Origin of the sequence: Methylotuvimicrobium sp. KM2 (genome assembly GCF_038051925.1) — a bacterium.
Lineage (GTDB): Bacteria > Pseudomonadota > Gammaproteobacteria > Methylococcales > Methylomonadaceae > Methylotuvimicrobium.
Genome location: NZ_CP150634.1, coordinates 660,102 through 675,042, shown reverse-complemented (window position 1 = coordinate 675,042; position 14,941 = coordinate 660,102). Strand labels below are relative to the sequence as shown.

Sequence of the window (14,941 nt, the reverse complement as noted above, 5' to 3'; positions counted from 1 at the left end):
TAGCCCCTATCGCTCAAATCTCGAAATACATAAAGCCCGGCACCGAATATACTCATCGCACTTCAAATTTCGGTACCGTCGAAATTTGAAGTGCGAAAGATATATGATGCGCGAAAGGGAATATATCAGTACTTAGAGCAGATTTGCTCTGAATTAAAACTAGGCGGCCAAGCCGTGTTTTTGTATACGATATAGCAAGGTGTCTCGGGTAATGCCTAATAAGCGTGCTGACTTGCTGCGATTGCCGTTGGTTCTAGTAAGCGCTTGATTGATCAAGTCCGCCTCTAGAGAGTCCAATTGGATTCCGAAATCAGGCAGTTTAAAACTCGGAATACCGCCTGCATCTGCTGCAAGGACCTTTTCATCAATATATTCAGCAAACTCATGCGGTAAATTATCGGGCTCGATAACTTTTCCAGCCAACAAAATCGACAGTCTTTCGCATAAATTTCGAAGTTCTCTTATATTACCGGGCCAACGATAGCGAGTTAAAACTCGAATCGACTGTTTACTGAATTTTGGGGCTTCGAGCGAATGGGTCTGCGCAAAATGCCGAACAAAATGAGTAATCAGCGGTTCGATATCTTCGGTTCTTTTCGATAGTGGCGGCAACTCTAGCGGCACGACATTTAAACGAAAGTACAAATCCTGCCTAAAATGTCCTGCGCCGATTTGCTTGACCAAGTCTTGGTTACTGGCCGCGATGATTCTCACATCGACACGGTAAGGCTTGGTTTCTCCAACGGCCAGGCATTCGCCCAATTCCAAAAAACGCAATAATTTTGCTTGAATCGACAGAGGTAACGAATTAATTTCATCCAAGAATAAAGTTCCGCCATCAGCGGCTTGAAAGATGCCTTGCTTGTTAACGTTAGCTCCGGTGAATGCACCTTTTTTATGCCCGAATAACTCAGACTCCACTAAGCTCTCGGGCAAGGCGGCGCAATTCAGCTTGATAAACGGCTTATTAGCACGAGCGCTTTCTTTTTGAATGGCGGAAGCCAGCACTTCCTTACCGGTACCGGTTTCTCCTTTGATGAAGACAGTTACATCGGTACAAGCAACCATTCTAGCGCTACGAAGTAGAGAATCGAGTGCGGGAGATTTCCCAATTATCGAATTAAAATGATCCACAGGAGCCTCTCCTAAAATTATAAGTGTTGTAATCTCATGGGATTAAGCCATGGCAGAGCGGCCAATAATGCGAGCGCAATCATCAATAAGCCGACCGTCTGCTTAAAGTATTGCATTCTAGATAACCTTGTTAGTGTGCTGGTAATTATACCGACACTTATCACGGCGGGTAAAGTCCCAAAACCAAAAGCCAACATCGTCAACCCACTACGAATTATATCACCGGTCGTCGCGGCCAGCGCCAATGCCGCATAGACAAGGCCACAGGGCAACCAACCCCAAATCATGCCGAATAAAAAAGCTTGCTTGCACGTTTTCACCGGAATAAGGCGGCGGCCATAAGGCTCAATTAATTTCCAAAAACGGGCGCCGGCTTTTTCGATATAAGCAAAACGCGGAAACCACCCAGCGATATAAAGTCCGGCGCTGGTCATGACCGCTGCCGAAAGCACCTGCAACACCCTATGACCGTGACCTTCGCCAAAAGGCATCGTTAATATCGCTTCAACAACACCTACCAACATACCGGCCAATGCATAACTGCTAATTCGGCCCAGATTATAGTTCACCACATAAGGAAAAAGCTTGGCCTTAGAAGTACGGACCTCCGGTTTAAGACTTAGCGTAAGCGTCCCGATAATCGACCCGCACATGCCGATGCAATGCATGCTGCTAAACAACCCCATCGCAAAAGCGACAAAATAGGAGGCATTAAAGGCGATAGTATGTTCCATAGGGGGAGAACATTAGCATATTTATGAACTTAAACAATATTTAGTTTTGAAAAATTGAGGGTTTTGACTCATCTTTTTGCGTTAAATAACACAGATCAATTACTTATGCCGCATAAATGAATAAATACTCCCTTTTGATTGAAAAACCGTACAAGAATAAATGGTATGGGGTGTGTCTATCGAGGACCGCCGTGAACCCATCCATGGGGGCTTGACGGCAGCAATCCCTGCTGCCGACATCCTCGCTAGCCACACCCCATACCTTCATAAAGTTAGCTGTTTTTTGAGTATAAAGGGAGTAGATAAAAACTCATTTAAAAACCGACTGAATTTGCATCTGGATTTTTTCCGCCATCGATTTACGATCTTCGGCATCTCGAATCGGACGACCGACCACAATATAGTCGGCCCCGTTAAGGAAAGCTTGCTCGACACTGACCACGCGCTTCTGATCGTCCTCTTCCCTATTGTCTACCGGCCTAATACCTGGCGTGACAACCAACAAACGATGATCTAACTCCTCCCTTAACATAGACGCTTCCAACCCTGACGAAACGATACCGTCACAGCCGATTTGCAAAGCCCGCTTGGCGCGCGATAAAACCAAATCGCGTATATCGCATTGAAACCCCAAATCATCGAGATCCCCCCTATCCAAGCTAGTTAAAGCGGTCACCGCCAGCACTTTTAATTGTCCTTTTTCCTTCGCGGCCGCCTCCATAATGGCATCGTTACCGTGAATAGTCGCCAGGTCGACACCTTTGCTACTTAGCGCGCGAATTGCACGCCCCACCGTTGCCGGCACGTCAAAAAATTTTAAATCGACGAAAACTTTTTTGTTCTGTCGTTTCAACCATTCGATAAAGCCAAAATAATCCCCGGACATGAACAGCTCCATGCCGACTTTATAGAAAATCACCGAATCACCTAATTCTTCAACCAAGGCTTGAGCTTCAGGAATACTCGGCACATCCAACGCCATGATTAAGCGCTCGCGGACAGGAATGGATTTTTCAGAAATAAAAGTTTCGGTCATGAGCAAGTATCGATATGCAATAAGAAAAGCCCCTATATTACCGAAACTTAATTCAACAGTGAATGTTAAAATAGCGCTCAACTACTCCACCCTGCCAAAAGCGCATATCAAATGCGCCTTTACTGCATTACAACCAAGCATTTAACGCATTTATGATCTTCACTCTGCTGCAAATGGCCGGATTAATCGCCTGCGGTATCGGTTGGCGCCGGCTTCGTCCAGGCGGACTTAGCTCCGAACAAGTCCGACCGGTTTTAACATCGGTGGTCTATTATTTGTTTTTACCTGCAATGGTATTGGAAGTCCTGTGGCGTTCGAACATAGGCGTGCAATCTCTACAATATACTTTCCTTGGTACTTTAAGTATCGCTTTTGCAATGCTTTGTATCTGGTTAATTGGGCGAGCCCTTAATATTCAAGATAAAAAACTTGGCGCGATTATTCTGGTCACCGCATTCCCCAATGTCACCTATCTTGGCTTGCCCGTTTTAGAAGAAACCTTCGGGCATTGGGCCCGTTCGGTCGCCATACAAATCGACTTGTTTGCTACCGCGCCTTTTTTATTTACTGTCGGCATCATGACTGCCCGGCATTTTGGCGAAGACCACAGCCAAAAACACAAACCGATTTGGCTCAACCTCAACGCTCCGCCTTTTTGGGCTGCCTTACTGGCGGTGATTTTTAATTTGAATCAGATTGCAGCTCCCGAGTGGTTATTGGGGATTCTACAGAAACTTTCGGCCGGCGTCGTACCGATCATGCTTTTTTCATTGGGTTTGGCATTGAGCTGGCAAAGTATCACTTTGCGTAATCTACCTTATGCTCTGCCGATTATTTTGATTAAACTATTTTTAATGCCGTGGTTTGCCTTGCAAGTATCGGTATTTTCAACGTTGGATGAGGCGCATAAGGCCGCAGCGATCTTGGAAATGGCCATGCCCAGCATGGTATTGGGCATTGTTTTTTGCGACCGCTACCGGCTAGACAGCGCTCTCTATGCCATGGCGGTAACGCTCACCACCGTCTTGAGCATGGTTACTCTACCTTTTTGGTACCGCATCATTACCACAACTTAAGTTCATTCATGAATCCGACCCTAGAAATTTTCTCGCAAGGCGAAGAAATCGTCACCGGACAAACTGTCGACACCAATGCAGCCTGGCTTTCCCAAGCCTGCGTAAATATGGGTTTTACAGTTTCCAGACATACCGCCGTCGGCGACCGACTCGATGAGCTCATAGCGCTCTTAAAAGAAATCTCGTCTCGCGCCGATTGCTGTATCTGCACAGGGGGATTGGGCCCTACATCCGATGATTTAACCGCTCAAGCCGCCTCCTTGGCTTTCTCTATGCCCTTGCAATTCGACACGATAGCTTTCGATCAAATTGCCGGCTTTTTTAAAAACAGAGGCAGAACCATGCCTGAAAGCAATCGAAAGCAAGCCTATCTGCCTAGCGGAGCCTTACGCATCGATAATCAATGGGGAACCGCACCCGGGTTTACTTTACAATACAACCGTTGTCGATTCGTCTTTTTACCGGGCGTCCCGTTCGAAATGCGACATCTATTCAATGAATTTGTTAAATGTTTTTTTGAACGTCATTACACTCTTAGCCCCAATCAATTGATCACTCTAAAAACTATCGGTATCGGCGAATCCGACATACAGACAGCCATCGCAGATATTACAATACCTCCGGAAATTCAACTCGGCTTTCGGGCCGGACCGGATCATATCGAAACAAAACTTCTCGCCCCCGCCCAATATCCTCGACAGAAACTCGACGTTTATATTGATACAATAAAAAGCCGGCTAGGTGATTTTATTTTCGGAATCGATGACCATCGCAACCATTGCGATGATCTACCTAGCGCGATCGATAGAATGATGCGAAACCAACAACGAACGGCGATCTTCATTGAAACCCTAAGCCAAGGACTCATGGCAGCGAAATGCGCGATTGCCAATGACTGGCTTTTAGAAACCCATTACCAAAGAAACCCCGCACATTTCGCCAACCGATTTTCCGTCGCTCTTGACGACATGGACTTGCCAAGCCAAGCGAAAATCATCGCGAATGCGGCAAAAGATCAAAGCGGCGCGGATCTTGCGCTCATACAGATCTACCGCGAAAACAATGCAACCGACACCCCGGACAACCGCGCCATTACGATTTACAACGCTTTGTTAAGCCCCGAAGGCTTGCGACATTCGACTCATACGATCGGCGGCTCCGTTAAACGAAAACAAAACCAAGCCGCGTTGCTGGCATTGGATTTATTACGACGCTATTTACAAAACACAAATTAACATCATGCCTTTAATTCGACTAACCAATGTTTCAATCGCCTACGGAACCCATGCATTGCTGAATAATGCCGATTTTCAACTGGACCCGGGGGAGCGCGTCGGACTTCTTGGCAGAAACGGCGAGGGAAAATCCACGTTAATGAAAATTATCGCAGGAAACATCCAACCCGATCACGGCGAAATCTGGCTTCAACCCGAATTGAAACTCGCCTGGTTAGAACAGGCTCCGGAATTGGTTGGCGAATCTACCATTTACGATGCCGTAGCCGCCGGACTGGGCGAATTAGGCCAATGGATAACCCGCTACCATGCTCTATCCACCCAGCTAAATAATGCCGACGACAAAACCCTGCAGGAACTTGGCGATCTACAGCATAAACTGGAATCCAAAAACGGCTGGCATTTTCAACAACAAGTCGAATCTACGTTAAGCCGACTCAATCTGCCGGGAGAACTCCCGGTGAAAAGCTTATCGGGCGGCTGGAAACGTCGAGTCGCCTTGGCGAGGGCTTTAGTCCTCGAACCTGAATTGCTGCTTTTAGACGAACCGACCAACCATCTGGATTTGGAGAGCATCACATGGCTGGAAGAGCAATTATTAAATTTTCAAGGGGCCGTTTTATTCGTGACTCATGATAGATTCTTTCTACAAAAATTGGCTACCCGTATTGTCGATCTCGATCGCGGCAATTTAACATCCTGGCAAGGCACCTATGACGACTACCTTCGCCGAAAGGCATCCTCGCTGGAAGATGAAGCTAATCAAAATGCCGAATTCGACAAAAAACTGGCTCAAGAGGAGGTTTGGATTCGCCAAGGCGTAAAAGCGCGGCGCACCCGTAACGAAGGACGGGTTCGAGCACTCAAGAAATTACGCGACGAACGCGCGCAACGCCGCAATGTTCAAGGCACGACCAAACTATCTTTGGATCGCGGCGACACATCCGGCAAAAAAGTTATCGAAGCAACCTATCTTTGCAAGTCTTTCGACGGGAAACCGGTGGTAAAAGATTTTTCAACACTCATTCAACGCGGCGACAAAATCGGTTTGATCGGCCCTAATGGCGCAGGAAAATCGACACTGTTGAAACTTTTACTCAAGCAATTAGAACCGGACAGCGGCACCGTCGAACAAGGCACTCGCCTGCAAGTCGCCTACTTCGACCAACTGAGAGAACAACTCGATCCGGAAATGACTGTCGCCGATTCGATTGCCGACAGCAATGATTATGTCGAAATTGCCGGTAACAAACGCCATGTCATGTCATACCTCGGCGACTTTCTGTTCGCGCCGGCGCGAGCACGCTCGCCGGTCAAAAGCCTGTCCGGCGGGGAAAAGAATCGCTTACTCCTTGCTCGATTGTTCACGAAACCGGCCAACCTGATCATCATGGACGAACCCACCAATGACCTAGATCTGGAAACCCTTGAGCTATTGGAAGAAAAACTAGTCGATTATGACGGTACTTTATTATTAGTCAGCCATGACCGGAGCTTCCTGGATAATGTCGTTACCAGCGTACTGGTTTTCGAAGGCGGCGGCGTCATAAGCGAGCACATCGGCGGCTATAGCGACTGGCTAGCAAATTATCGAAGCGCCAAAGCATCCGATATTCCTGCTAAAAAAACTGTAAGCGCCGAAAAAAGAATCAGCAATGACACGCCGAAAAAGAAAAAACTCTCTTATAAAGAACAAAAGGAATTAGATGACCTTCCGGACTTGATCGACCGTCTTGAATCCGAACAAATGGTCATTAACGATAAAATCAATGCACCCGATTTTTATAAAAACGACCCTAGCTTGATCGCCGAGACGCTTGAGAGACTAAAAACCATCGACAAAGAAATGGAACATGCCTTTCAACGCTGGCATGATCTCGAAGCCATGACTCATTAAAAATTAAAATTCATTGCATCATAAGCAATACTGTCTTATCATTGTCGGTTTCCATCTGCCGATGGATCAAATACCGGAGAGATGGCCGAGTGGTCGAAGGCGCACGCCTGGAAAGTGTGTATACGGCAACGTATCGAGGGTTCGAATCCCTCTCTCTCCGCCATCTGCTTTTTTAATTCCTTGATATACAAGGGACTTTTAGTAAGCTCTATTCTCTACCGTACTTTGTACCGTACCCCTGGCTTGGAAAAGTATAAAAAAACCATCCGCAATAGCTGCCGGTGGATTTCATAGGTGCATGGTCGGCTTTAAAAGAAAGAAAGAAAAAAAGGTAAGTGGTATATACAACATTACAACAATAATAATATATATATCTTCTATCCCTTTATTTATCTAGCCTCAGACGTGTTGTAGACCATTTACAACACGCTACAACAGCTACAACACGCCCGGTTTTACTGGCTTGGCGAAAATACCGACACCATCAGCACTTTAGCGGCTTACGGCTGCACTGGTATCAGCACTGGTTCGGCATTGATCGACATTGACCGCCTATTTCTTAATCAAAAGCTCTTGCGGTTTTTGAAAGGGGGTAATGTTTGCTCGAGCCCCTTGAGTTAACCACCTTATTTAGATGGTGCAAATTTGCACCATGTTACGCATCGGGCGCGGCTTGCGGCGTAATGCCCTATAACATTAAATGCGCTTTCAGCACTTAACTGATTGTTTTCGTTAAGAATTACACCTATGACATTTGCGCCTTTTTAACTCAAGGGGTAGATGTTTGATATACCCCTTGTTTGGACCCAATCCGCCTATTTGGCGGTTTGATTTATCCATCTGGCGCGTAGTGTCGATGGGTACGGTCGGACCGTCAGGCAAAAAAAAGCCGGGGGGATAGGCCCGGCTCTTGGTGGGTGAATGGATTGCTAGGCTATGGACAAAACAATCTGATAGCCGTTCCGTTGAAGGAACTGAACGTCATCGATACATAGCATGCTGATTTCGACATGTGCAATCGCCTTGCCGTTCTTGTAAAGATTGAATTGATAGCCGATCATACGCGAATTGCTCCCAAAATGGATTTGATTGAACGCAATTCTGTTTGCGCTTGCTTTGGGTCTGCTGTTGGCATCGGTGCCGGTTTGTACGGTCGAAAGCTTGCGCTGTCGTTCCACTGTCCAGAATTCCCCCCTGAACTTGTGACAGGGTGTTTTCTCGCGCGTGCGCGTTTTGTTATTTTTGTTATTTCTGTTTGGGTGTCCTCACGACAGGGGTTTTGACCCTCAATGACAGGGGGTTGTGCTTCAATATCAGGGGTCTTGTTTTCGGCCAGGGGTGAAGTAATGCCCTGGGTTGTGGATAACTCTTGTAGCTTTTCCAGGTTTAAAACATATCGATTTCGCTTGCCTAACTCCGAAATTCTTTTGAAAAACTCTAGCGCCTCAAGTTCGTTTATCACTTTTCTGGCGTGCCGTTCGGTGATACCGGATCGCTTGGCTATATCAGGAACGCCAGGGTTACAAAGCATAGAGTTCTCGGTTGTCCGATCGCAAAGTGCTACCAAAACGGCCAACCTTGAGCCTTTTAAGCCTGAGTTATAGGCCAGTTCGCGTAGTTTGTAGCTCACGACCGCCCCCTGTTCTTGAGGATAATCTGCGCCTCTGCCGAAACATAATACGCCGTGCGGGCGTTTTCGATATGGCTTTGAAGCATCCACAACGCGCCTGCAAGTTCTGACTGGCTTGAGTATTGGCAATCGTCGCTGGATAGCGTATTGGCTAGGCGGCCCAAGGTTTCACTTATGTTTGAAAGCTGACAATCGGCTTCGTCGTCCAAGCCAGTGAGCCATTGCAACTGCTCGTTGCTCAACGTATTTTTTGTATGACTGAATAGCTCGGTCAGTACGTTTGAAAATGTTGGTTCTTTCATGAGATTAGCCCTCCATCTGCGCGAAGGCTGCGAACAATTCGCCGCCATTTTTGAAATACTGGTGTATCTCTTTAACGGTCGCCCGGGCATCCATTCGCAACAACGCCATGCAATCGTCGAACAAATCACGGTCCAAGCCGCGAAAAGTGGTCAGGTCGAACGGCCATCGGTGACCATTGTAAAGGCCCAATAAGAAACGGCGCACTGTTCCCGCTTGCCCGGTGTCGCCTTTGGCAATGTTGGCTAGACGTTGCAATGCCGGTAGGCCAGCGGCTAAAACGGTTTCGCGTTCGAGTTCTTGGGCTTGGATTTTTTGAAGGAAGCTATTAACGGCTTCTTCTTTTGGTGCGTGTTGGTGATTGCGGTTCATAACTGAACCTCCCCGATCATGCGGTATGTTGAGTTGCAGACGGTTGTTAGTCTTTCGCAGTCAACTCGGATTGACACTAGCGTTCGCGGATCGATTTCGTTTTGTGATAAGGCTTGCTCGGCTCGGGTTATGGTTTGCTTGAGCCAGTGAATGCGGCTTTTCAGGTCGCTGGTTTCGCGGGGGGTGAGGCTTTTGTTCATGATGCGGTACTCCGTTTGTTTTGCAAACCGGCTACCATGAGACCAATCAGGGAGCCGGACTGAATAGGTTGGTCTACCGGTACAAACGGAACCGGCCCACCTTTCGGCGGCCTACTCAGTCCGACATAATGGAATGAGATTTTGCGCGTAAAAAAACCGCTCTGAGGCGGCCTGCGCCGTTCGTTTCCGGGAGACCAATCCCGTGTCGATTTGTATCGACGCATTAAGATTAGCATATTATGCAATCGTGTCAACTCGAATTGGTTTTCGTTTATGTAGGCATATAACACTGAAAGCATTTTCAGTGCTTAATTGATTGTTTTTGTTGAGTTTCGTTGAGTATTACACCTATAACATTTTAACCATCAAGCGCCGCACCAAGGAAGTAAAGCAGTCCCTCATGGGTAAGCACGTCCACCTCTTTGGGCCCATGGTCGCTACTGACTTGCGCCGTACCGCGCCATTCAGCCGGAACGCATTGAATGACCGCCTTTACATTATCGAAGTTATGAAAGCCTATTTGCGCCATTGCATCGACCGCGAAAAACAGGAGTTCGCCGCTCGGTGACTTGATTGCTCTGGCTTTGTTGTGTGTGGATGCGTTCATGTGGTTGCCTTTAAAAAGGGGGGTGGCGTTTCACCACCCCATTGCAATTATATTGATATAGCATAGCTCTCTTGCCATGCGTCGCGGTGATACGCTTTGACTGTGCCGTAGTTGGCATCAAAAACATCAATAGCCGGAACGCCTATTTCAATGCTCGCACTCTTGAGTAATCGCCAATTAAACTTTTGACCGTGAAAGAGCATTTCAGCGCGTTTTATAGTGCAGTATTCCGTAGATTTATCTAGCTGCACCTCAAGCGCCTTTGCTTTTTTAGCGGCCTGACTGGCTTTGTTCATTGCGGTTGCTTCGCGCCGGCTGCCTATTTCAGCCTTTGTTTTTACTGCAATGATGCGCTGCCGTTCGGTTTCTTCAAGGCGGTCTTGAAGGTCGGCGGCAAGGCGTAACGCCTCAGCGAATGATTGCGGTGTCCGTACTTTGTTTTCGAGTTCTTGCCAGCGATCAACCAGACGCGCGGTAAATTCAGGCGATAATTGTGCAACGACGATAATAGAGTCGCGCTTGCCTTGTTCGCCGGTGAAGCAGTAGAGTGTACTTTTCTGAGGCAAACCTAAGTTGTTGATATTCTCGGAATTCACCGTTGGTGGAAGCTGAATTATCCCTTTATCTGCTAAACGATCAATAGTACGCTTTACCGAATCATGACGCTTTTCAACCAGCTCCGCAATCTCGCGGCTGTTCATCGATGCTGTATTGCCGATTAAATTATTCATACGGACACCTCCACGGATTGAGCATCCCGCTCGGAGATTTTGGAATCGATCCAATTATCAATTTCGCTTTCGACCCAACCTGAGATTTTGCCGATTTTGATGGGGCGGGGTAAATTGTCCTCTTTGATTAATGTTTTTATTCGCACCTCGCTTACACCGAGTTTTGCGGCAAGAACACTTCGTTTGATGATGGTCTTTTTCATGGAATTGCACCTGTTAATTGTTACGGTGCATAAATGATAAATCCTGAAAAAAAGGCTAAATTGCGCTATTTTCCGGTTTTGAAAAGTCTCGAAGTGATAATCCCCGCGCAAAGTCCATCCAAAAACGAACTCGGAGTTCGCTTTTGCCTCAATCCCGAATCGGGATATCCCGATTCCAAACCGCAAATGGGTGTTCCAACGAGATACCCATTCGCAAAACTAGCCAGTCAACTCAAATCGGAAGCGCGCTTCCGTTTTGGTCTCAAGAGGATTTAAATCCTTTTGAGAATAAGGCCAGCTAAATCAAATTAATCTCAAGCTGGGTATTCGCTGCATATCAAGTTACTTACGTTTACCGTAAGCCATTGAATTAATGGATAAAGCGAATTTGCTTTATCAAATTTATGACAACTAATCGCCGCTGTATTCGCGCTTGATTCCAAGCCGCTCGTATCGGCCCTGGATAACCGTTTCATACTGCTCTTGAGCTTTTTTAACTGCCTGCTCGGTGATTTGGCGTAATTCAGCCCACGGAATTGCGCTGATATTTATCTCTTGCGGAGGATTTACGCGCGGCCTCCAATATTTCGATTGTCTGTTATTGAGCCACTGCATCGCGGCCTTGCTATCAGGCGGGATTTCGCTGACCGTTTCAATGATCTCGGATATCATCTCGTTTCCGCTTTCATCGAGTACCATCTTGGTCTTGACTTCGCGGGTCTCAAAACCTGTTGCGCGTTTAAACAAGCCCTCCGCAACCTTGCTATCCGCACGGAGCTTGCCGCTTTCAATCGCTTCGCCAAACGTGGGATGCGCCTTGCAATACCTCTGTAGTGTTGCTCTCGATATTTCAAAGTATGCTGCTAGTTGGGTATTATCCAAGCCAAGCAACGATAACCTGAACGCCTGAGCATCCCATTCCTTCGTGTATTCTGGTCGTTTTTTAGCCATATTAGTAAATCCTTATATTAGAAAATGCTTATAGGTGTATCAAAAGGGTCATAACGCATTAAGCCCACCTGTCGCAATCAGTCCGATTTTACGGTCACTTAGGTCCTGGCCTACGTCAATCGGCAACGAAACAAAAGGCTGTCTGTCGTCCTTAGACTTAGACGGGTGCAGTACGCCGGGGCTATCCTGTATTACAGGCAAGGCAGGCATGGACGGAACTTTAACCTCCGGTATCGCTGAATTTTGGATTGTTGAGTAATAATCGTTAAGGCGTCGAACGTCATCAATACCGTTTAATCCGCCGTTTAACGCCCTTCTTGCCGCAACTACATCGCCTGATTTTGAGGCTTTTTGTAATCTGGAATTGGATTTGTGAAACGCTGCCGCTGCTCTTGCGGATATCTCAGGGTCAGAGAGTAACAGGTCAGGATTATTTACCAAGTCTTCGCCAATGATTTTACCAATGCGCTCGTAGTTCGCCCGACCGGTCAATTGCGCGAATCCACGACCGCGATACTTATAACCATCGCCCGGTTGTGTGTTGCCTAGGTCCGCTCTACCGCCGTACATGAATTCGGCAATCGATTCCTGACCGCCGCCAACGATGTTATTTAACTCGCTTGGCGATAGTGAACGCGCCTTTTTATTTACTTCTCTTAGTCTTCTGGCTGAATAGTTAAACCCTTCTTCCATACGAGCAAAACCGCCGGTTTCATGATGGCTTTGCGCTAGGAACATAGCACGCTCTTTGCCAGTTATGCCTTGCTTGTCCAATTCATTGAGCAGTATATCTTTGTTCTTTTTGTCGGTCCCGAATGTCTTAGGACTGGATTTTTTGAACTGATCGAATTTGTTACCAACCCAGCTTTTAGCCTTATCCAAGAACTCCATCGTTTTGGGCGAATCTTTTTTGATCTGCTCAATACCATCCGCAACAGGCTCAATAACATTACGGGAAACAGTATCAATTAGTTTGTCAAAAAGAGGGAATTTTTTTCTTAAATCGCTTATCAGATTATTCCATCCTTTGTACATATCTGAAAAAAACTGACGACCGTCTTCGGTAAAAATGCCCCACGCGGCAACCGCTGCAATAGTAATAGGGGTAAAAGCAAGTCTGGTTGCACCAAGCAACACCTTTTTTATCATGCCTGGGCTAAATATTGCCGCTACACCAACGCCTATACCCGTGAACATTTTTTTTAGAAGTCCGGGTAAGATTGTACCTAATGACGCACCACTAAATATTGGAAAAAATCCACCACCGCCGCCACCACTTGCCGCACTGCCCCCGGTCTTTTCTTCGATATCATCGAGGACTTTCTTCTGTGCTTTAGCGTGTACCGTGCTTTCTTCGCGGCTTAGTTTCAGTTCCCTGAATATCCGTGAAAACCAATGGAATTTCTTTTTGTCCGACTCGCCGCCGAAAATAGCTTGGTAGCCTTTTGATAGCGGCTGTGCAATCTCCTGAGCGGCTTTAACATTGGGGTCTACATCCGCAAGCCCGGTTTCGGCTTCTGCAAAGGATTTTGCTATGCGGTCGGCAAAGCTTCCAAACAGTCGGTTTGAGTTTCGTTCATCCTTGCCGGTTGAGCTTGACGAGGTGAACTGTCCTTTTTTGTTTCTGTTTGCTTCCTGTCCAGGCTCAACAATATCGGCAACAGAAGATGAAATAAAACGCCCATTGGCATCACGTCTTCTTGTCTCAATCGCGCTTGACTGGTTTGATGATCGCTCTATCGATGATTGTCTGCTATTAGCAGTCTTTTCCGCCTTCTGCTTGTCTGTCGAATCAATCGCTTTCGATACACTACGACCAACACTAGATGCAATATCCTTTTGCATCCGCGTTCTCTCAATCTGCCTGACCGCAACGGCGGCAACTTTGGCTTTGCTTGATGGCGAAACAACCGCTGCTTTTATCGCGGAAACATCGTCTCGAATATCATCAATTGCTCTCGAAGCGCGTCGAATGTCCGTGATTGTTTCACCGACTAAAAAGCCTTCGGAGTCGTGTGGTAGCATAGTTTTTACCTCGGTTTTGTTGAAAAATTATCCCAATCGATTCGGTCGATGCTTGTAAGCGTGGCAAGCGTTACCGGAATACTGAGTTCGGTGAAATGGCCGTTTTTATCAATTGGGCTGTTGGACGGAATGCTGATTGATTCAATGACCAGTGGCTTGTAGGTTCGGTTTTTATAGTTCATCGCGATTGTAGTCGGGGTTGAACTTGGCAAAAAAGACGACTCCTGAAAACCATCTTTAGCAAGGCGCAATAGCAATGATCCATCGGGGGATAACTCCTTTGGCAATGCCCACTTGAGCAACTGGTTCATCGGTTCTTCGACTTCGGTTACGGGGTCGGACCATGCCCGTAACAGTAGGGTTGCCGTGATTTTTAGCGGAGGCGAACCGTTAAAGATTTGAGTCGAATTGAGTTTTGTTATCGATGTTTTGCCAGTTGCGGATTCGGCTATTTCTTCAAAAAATCCGCCCATCGTTTTAGATAACGTATTGACGACACGCGCAACGTCAAGCGCCTCGCCGGATTGCGCTAATTGCTGGAAATTGGCTAATGAGTTTTGACCAACTTGCTCAAAAGGAGAGTTCCAGTTAAACGCCGCCTCGATATTCGAGTCGATAAGCGGAGCTTTAACCACAATATCGTCATCGCCGGTTAATCGATTGCCCTTACGGTCTACCTCGTAAAATGTAGCGATCAAGTGCTTGCTCAGTCCGGTGTCCGGGGAATCGCCCCATGTTGACGATAGTATTTTTTCAGTCATTTTGTTTTTGTCCGGTTGTGTGATAATGTAGGTCCAAATCAGTTATTTT

General features: G+C 46.8%; 17 protein-coding genes and 1 tRNA gene. 4 read left to right on the top strand and 14 right to left on the bottom strand.

The genetic code is table 11. The features are described 5' to 3' along the window. Nucleotides 1-159: 159 nt before the first annotated feature. The 3 genes from WJM45_RS02950 to pyrF form a co-directional block, all read right to left on the bottom strand. Nucleotides 160-1,134, bottom strand: a complete 975-nt coding sequence (locus WJM45_RS02950; RefSeq protein WP_341327499.1) for a sigma-54 dependent transcriptional regulator — start codon at nucleotides 1,132-1,134, stop codon at nucleotides 160-162. 17 nt (nucleotides 1,135-1,151) lie between these two features. Further along, nucleotides 1,152-1,868 carry a sulfite exporter TauE/SafE family protein gene (locus WJM45_RS02945; RefSeq protein WP_341327498.1) on the bottom strand — a complete coding sequence of 239 codons (717 nt, stop codon included), beginning with the start codon at nucleotides 1,866-1,868 and terminating at the stop codon, nucleotides 1,152-1,154. A 310-nt stretch (nucleotides 1,869-2,178) separates the two neighbouring features. Beyond that, nucleotides 2,179-2,904, bottom strand: coding sequence for an orotidine-5'-phosphate decarboxylase (gene pyrF / locus WJM45_RS02940; protein ID WP_341327497.1), 726 nt, complete (start codon nucleotides 2,902-2,904; stop codon nucleotides 2,179-2,181). 152 nt (nucleotides 2,905-3,056) lie between these two features. Here pyrF and WJM45_RS02935 point away from each other — a divergent pair, with 152 nt between their 5' ends. From WJM45_RS02935 to WJM45_RS02920, 4 genes are all read left to right on the top strand, one after another. Next, nucleotides 3,057-3,980, top strand: a complete 924-nt coding sequence (locus WJM45_RS02935; RefSeq protein WP_341327496.1) for an AEC family transporter — start codon at nucleotides 3,057-3,059, stop codon at nucleotides 3,978-3,980. An 8-nt stretch (nucleotides 3,981-3,988) separates the two neighbouring features. After that, nucleotides 3,989-5,215 carry a molybdopterin-binding protein gene (locus WJM45_RS02930; protein ID WP_341327495.1) on the top strand — a complete coding sequence of 409 codons (1,227 nt, stop codon included), beginning with the start codon at nucleotides 3,989-3,991 and terminating at the stop codon, nucleotides 5,213-5,215. A gap of 4 nt (nucleotides 5,216-5,219) precedes the next feature. After that, nucleotides 5,220-7,112 (top strand): ATP-binding cassette domain-containing protein, encoded by a 1,893-nt coding sequence (locus tag WJM45_RS02925; protein ID WP_341327494.1) that lies wholly within the window; start codon nucleotides 5,220-5,222, stop codon nucleotides 7,110-7,112. Nucleotides 7,113-7,187: 75 nt separating this feature from the next. Then, nucleotides 7,188-7,275, top strand: a tRNA-Ser gene (locus tag WJM45_RS02920). A gap of 766 nt (nucleotides 7,276-8,041) precedes the next feature. Here WJM45_RS02920 and WJM45_RS02915 read toward each other — a convergent pair. The 11 genes from WJM45_RS02915 to WJM45_RS02865 all read right to left on the bottom strand — a co-directional run bounded on the left by WJM45_RS02915 (nucleotide 8,042) and on the right by WJM45_RS02865 (nucleotide 14,892). Further along, entirely contained in the window at nucleotides 8,042-8,173 is a 132-nt protein-coding gene (locus WJM45_RS02915; protein ID WP_341327493.1) for a hypothetical protein, read from the bottom strand. Continuing rightward, a complete protein-coding gene (locus WJM45_RS02910; RefSeq protein ID WP_341327492.1) occupies nucleotides 8,170-8,742 on the bottom strand; it encodes a helix-turn-helix domain-containing protein in 573 nt (190 codons plus the stop codon). Before WJM45_RS02910 ends, WJM45_RS02915 begins: the two co-directional genes overlap by 4 nt. Then, nucleotides 8,739-9,044 carry a hypothetical protein gene (locus WJM45_RS02905; RefSeq protein WP_341325934.1) on the bottom strand — a complete coding sequence of 102 codons (306 nt, stop codon included), beginning with the start codon at nucleotides 9,042-9,044 and terminating at the stop codon, nucleotides 8,739-8,741. Before WJM45_RS02905 ends, WJM45_RS02910 begins: the two co-directional genes overlap by 4 nt. A gap of 4 nt (nucleotides 9,045-9,048) precedes the next feature. Continuing rightward, the gene (locus WJM45_RS02900) at nucleotides 9,049-9,414 is read right to left on the bottom strand and encodes a hypothetical protein (protein ID WP_341325933.1); all 366 of its coding nucleotides are present in this window, start codon (nucleotides 9,412-9,414) and stop codon (nucleotides 9,049-9,051) included. Continuing rightward, nucleotides 9,411-9,614, bottom strand: coding sequence for a hypothetical protein (locus WJM45_RS02895; protein ID WP_341325932.1), 204 nt, complete (start codon nucleotides 9,612-9,614; stop codon nucleotides 9,411-9,413). The genes WJM45_RS02900 and WJM45_RS02895 overlap by 4 nt, the downstream gene beginning before the upstream one ends. A gap of 358 nt (nucleotides 9,615-9,972) precedes the next feature. Further along, the gene (locus WJM45_RS02890) at nucleotides 9,973-10,221 is read right to left on the bottom strand and encodes a hypothetical protein (protein ID WP_341325931.1); all 249 of its coding nucleotides are present in this window, start codon (nucleotides 10,219-10,221) and stop codon (nucleotides 9,973-9,975) included. A gap of 47 nt (nucleotides 10,222-10,268) precedes the next feature. Beyond that, entirely contained in the window at nucleotides 10,269-10,952 is a 684-nt protein-coding gene (locus tag WJM45_RS02885) for a Rha family transcriptional regulator (protein ID WP_341325930.1), read from the bottom strand. Continuing rightward, complete coding sequence (locus WJM45_RS02880; protein WP_341325929.1) at nucleotides 10,949-11,155, bottom strand: AlpA family phage regulatory protein; 207 nt, start codon at nucleotides 11,153-11,155, stop codon at nucleotides 10,949-10,951. The genes WJM45_RS02885 and WJM45_RS02880 overlap by 4 nt, the downstream gene beginning before the upstream one ends. Before the next feature lie 411 nt (nucleotides 11,156-11,566). Continuing rightward, complete coding sequence (locus WJM45_RS02875) at nucleotides 11,567-12,106, bottom strand: hypothetical protein (RefSeq protein ID WP_341325928.1); 540 nt, start codon at nucleotides 12,104-12,106, stop codon at nucleotides 11,567-11,569. A 48-nt stretch (nucleotides 12,107-12,154) separates the two neighbouring features. Next, nucleotides 12,155-14,131 carry a glycoside hydrolase family 19 protein gene (locus tag WJM45_RS02870; protein ID WP_341327491.1) on the bottom strand — a complete coding sequence of 659 codons (1,977 nt, stop codon included), beginning with the start codon at nucleotides 14,129-14,131 and terminating at the stop codon, nucleotides 12,155-12,157. 5 nt (nucleotides 14,132-14,136) lie between these two features. Further along, nucleotides 14,137-14,892 carry a hypothetical protein gene (locus WJM45_RS02865; RefSeq protein WP_341327490.1) on the bottom strand — a complete coding sequence of 252 codons (756 nt, stop codon included), beginning with the start codon at nucleotides 14,890-14,892 and terminating at the stop codon, nucleotides 14,137-14,139. Nucleotides 14,893-14,941: the final 49 nt, after the last annotated feature.

Bases quoted from the DNA above. Each gene is read 5' to 3' on its own strand.
- WJM45_RS02935 (WP_341327496.1), top strand. From the start codon at position 3,057: ATGATCTTCACTCTGCTGCAAATGGCCGGATTAATCGCCTGCGGTATC.
- pyrF (WP_341327497.1), bottom strand. From the start codon at position 2,904: ATGACCGAAACTTTTATTTCTGAAAAATCCATTCCTGTCCGCGAGCGC.
- WJM45_RS02890 (WP_341325931.1), bottom strand. From the start codon at position 10,221: ATGAACGCATCCACACACAACAAAGCCAGAGCAATCAAGTCACCGAGC.
- WJM45_RS02930 (WP_341327495.1), top strand. From the start codon at position 3,989: ATGAATCCGACCCTAGAAATTTTCTCGCAAGGCGAAGAAATCGTCACC.
- WJM45_RS02900 (WP_341325933.1), bottom strand. From the start codon at position 9,414: ATGAACCGCAATCACCAACACGCACCAAAAGAAGAAGCCGTTAATAGC.
- WJM45_RS02865 (WP_341327490.1), bottom strand. From the start codon at position 14,892: ATGACTGAAAAAATACTATCGTCAACATGGGGCGATTCCCCGGACACC.
- WJM45_RS02880 (WP_341325929.1), bottom strand. From the start codon at position 11,155: ATGAAAAAGACCATCATCAAACGAAGTGTTCTTGCCGCAAAACTCGGT.
- WJM45_RS02915 (WP_341327493.1), bottom strand. From the start codon at position 8,173: ATGATCGGCTATCAATTCAATCTTTACAAGAACGGCAAGGCGATTGCA.
- WJM45_RS02885 (WP_341325930.1), bottom strand. From the start codon at position 10,952: ATGAATAATTTAATCGGCAATACAGCATCGATGAACAGCCGCGAGATT.
- WJM45_RS02945 (WP_341327498.1), bottom strand. From the start codon at position 1,868: ATGGAACATACTATCGCCTTTAATGCCTCCTATTTTGTCGCTTTTGCG.
- WJM45_RS02895 (WP_341325932.1), bottom strand. From the start codon at position 9,614: ATGAACAAAAGCCTCACCCCCCGCGAAACCAGCGACCTGAAAAGCCGC.
- WJM45_RS02905 (WP_341325934.1), bottom strand. From the start codon at position 9,044: ATGAAAGAACCAACATTTTCAAACGTACTGACCGAGCTATTCAGTCAT.
- WJM45_RS02925 (WP_341327494.1), top strand. From the start codon at position 5,220: ATGCCTTTAATTCGACTAACCAATGTTTCAATCGCCTACGGAACCCAT.
- WJM45_RS02875 (WP_341325928.1), bottom strand. From the start codon at position 12,106: ATGGCTAAAAAACGACCAGAATACACGAAGGAATGGGATGCTCAGGCG.
- WJM45_RS02870 (WP_341327491.1), bottom strand. From the start codon at position 14,131: ATGCTACCACACGACTCCGAAGGCTTTTTAGTCGGTGAAACAATCACG.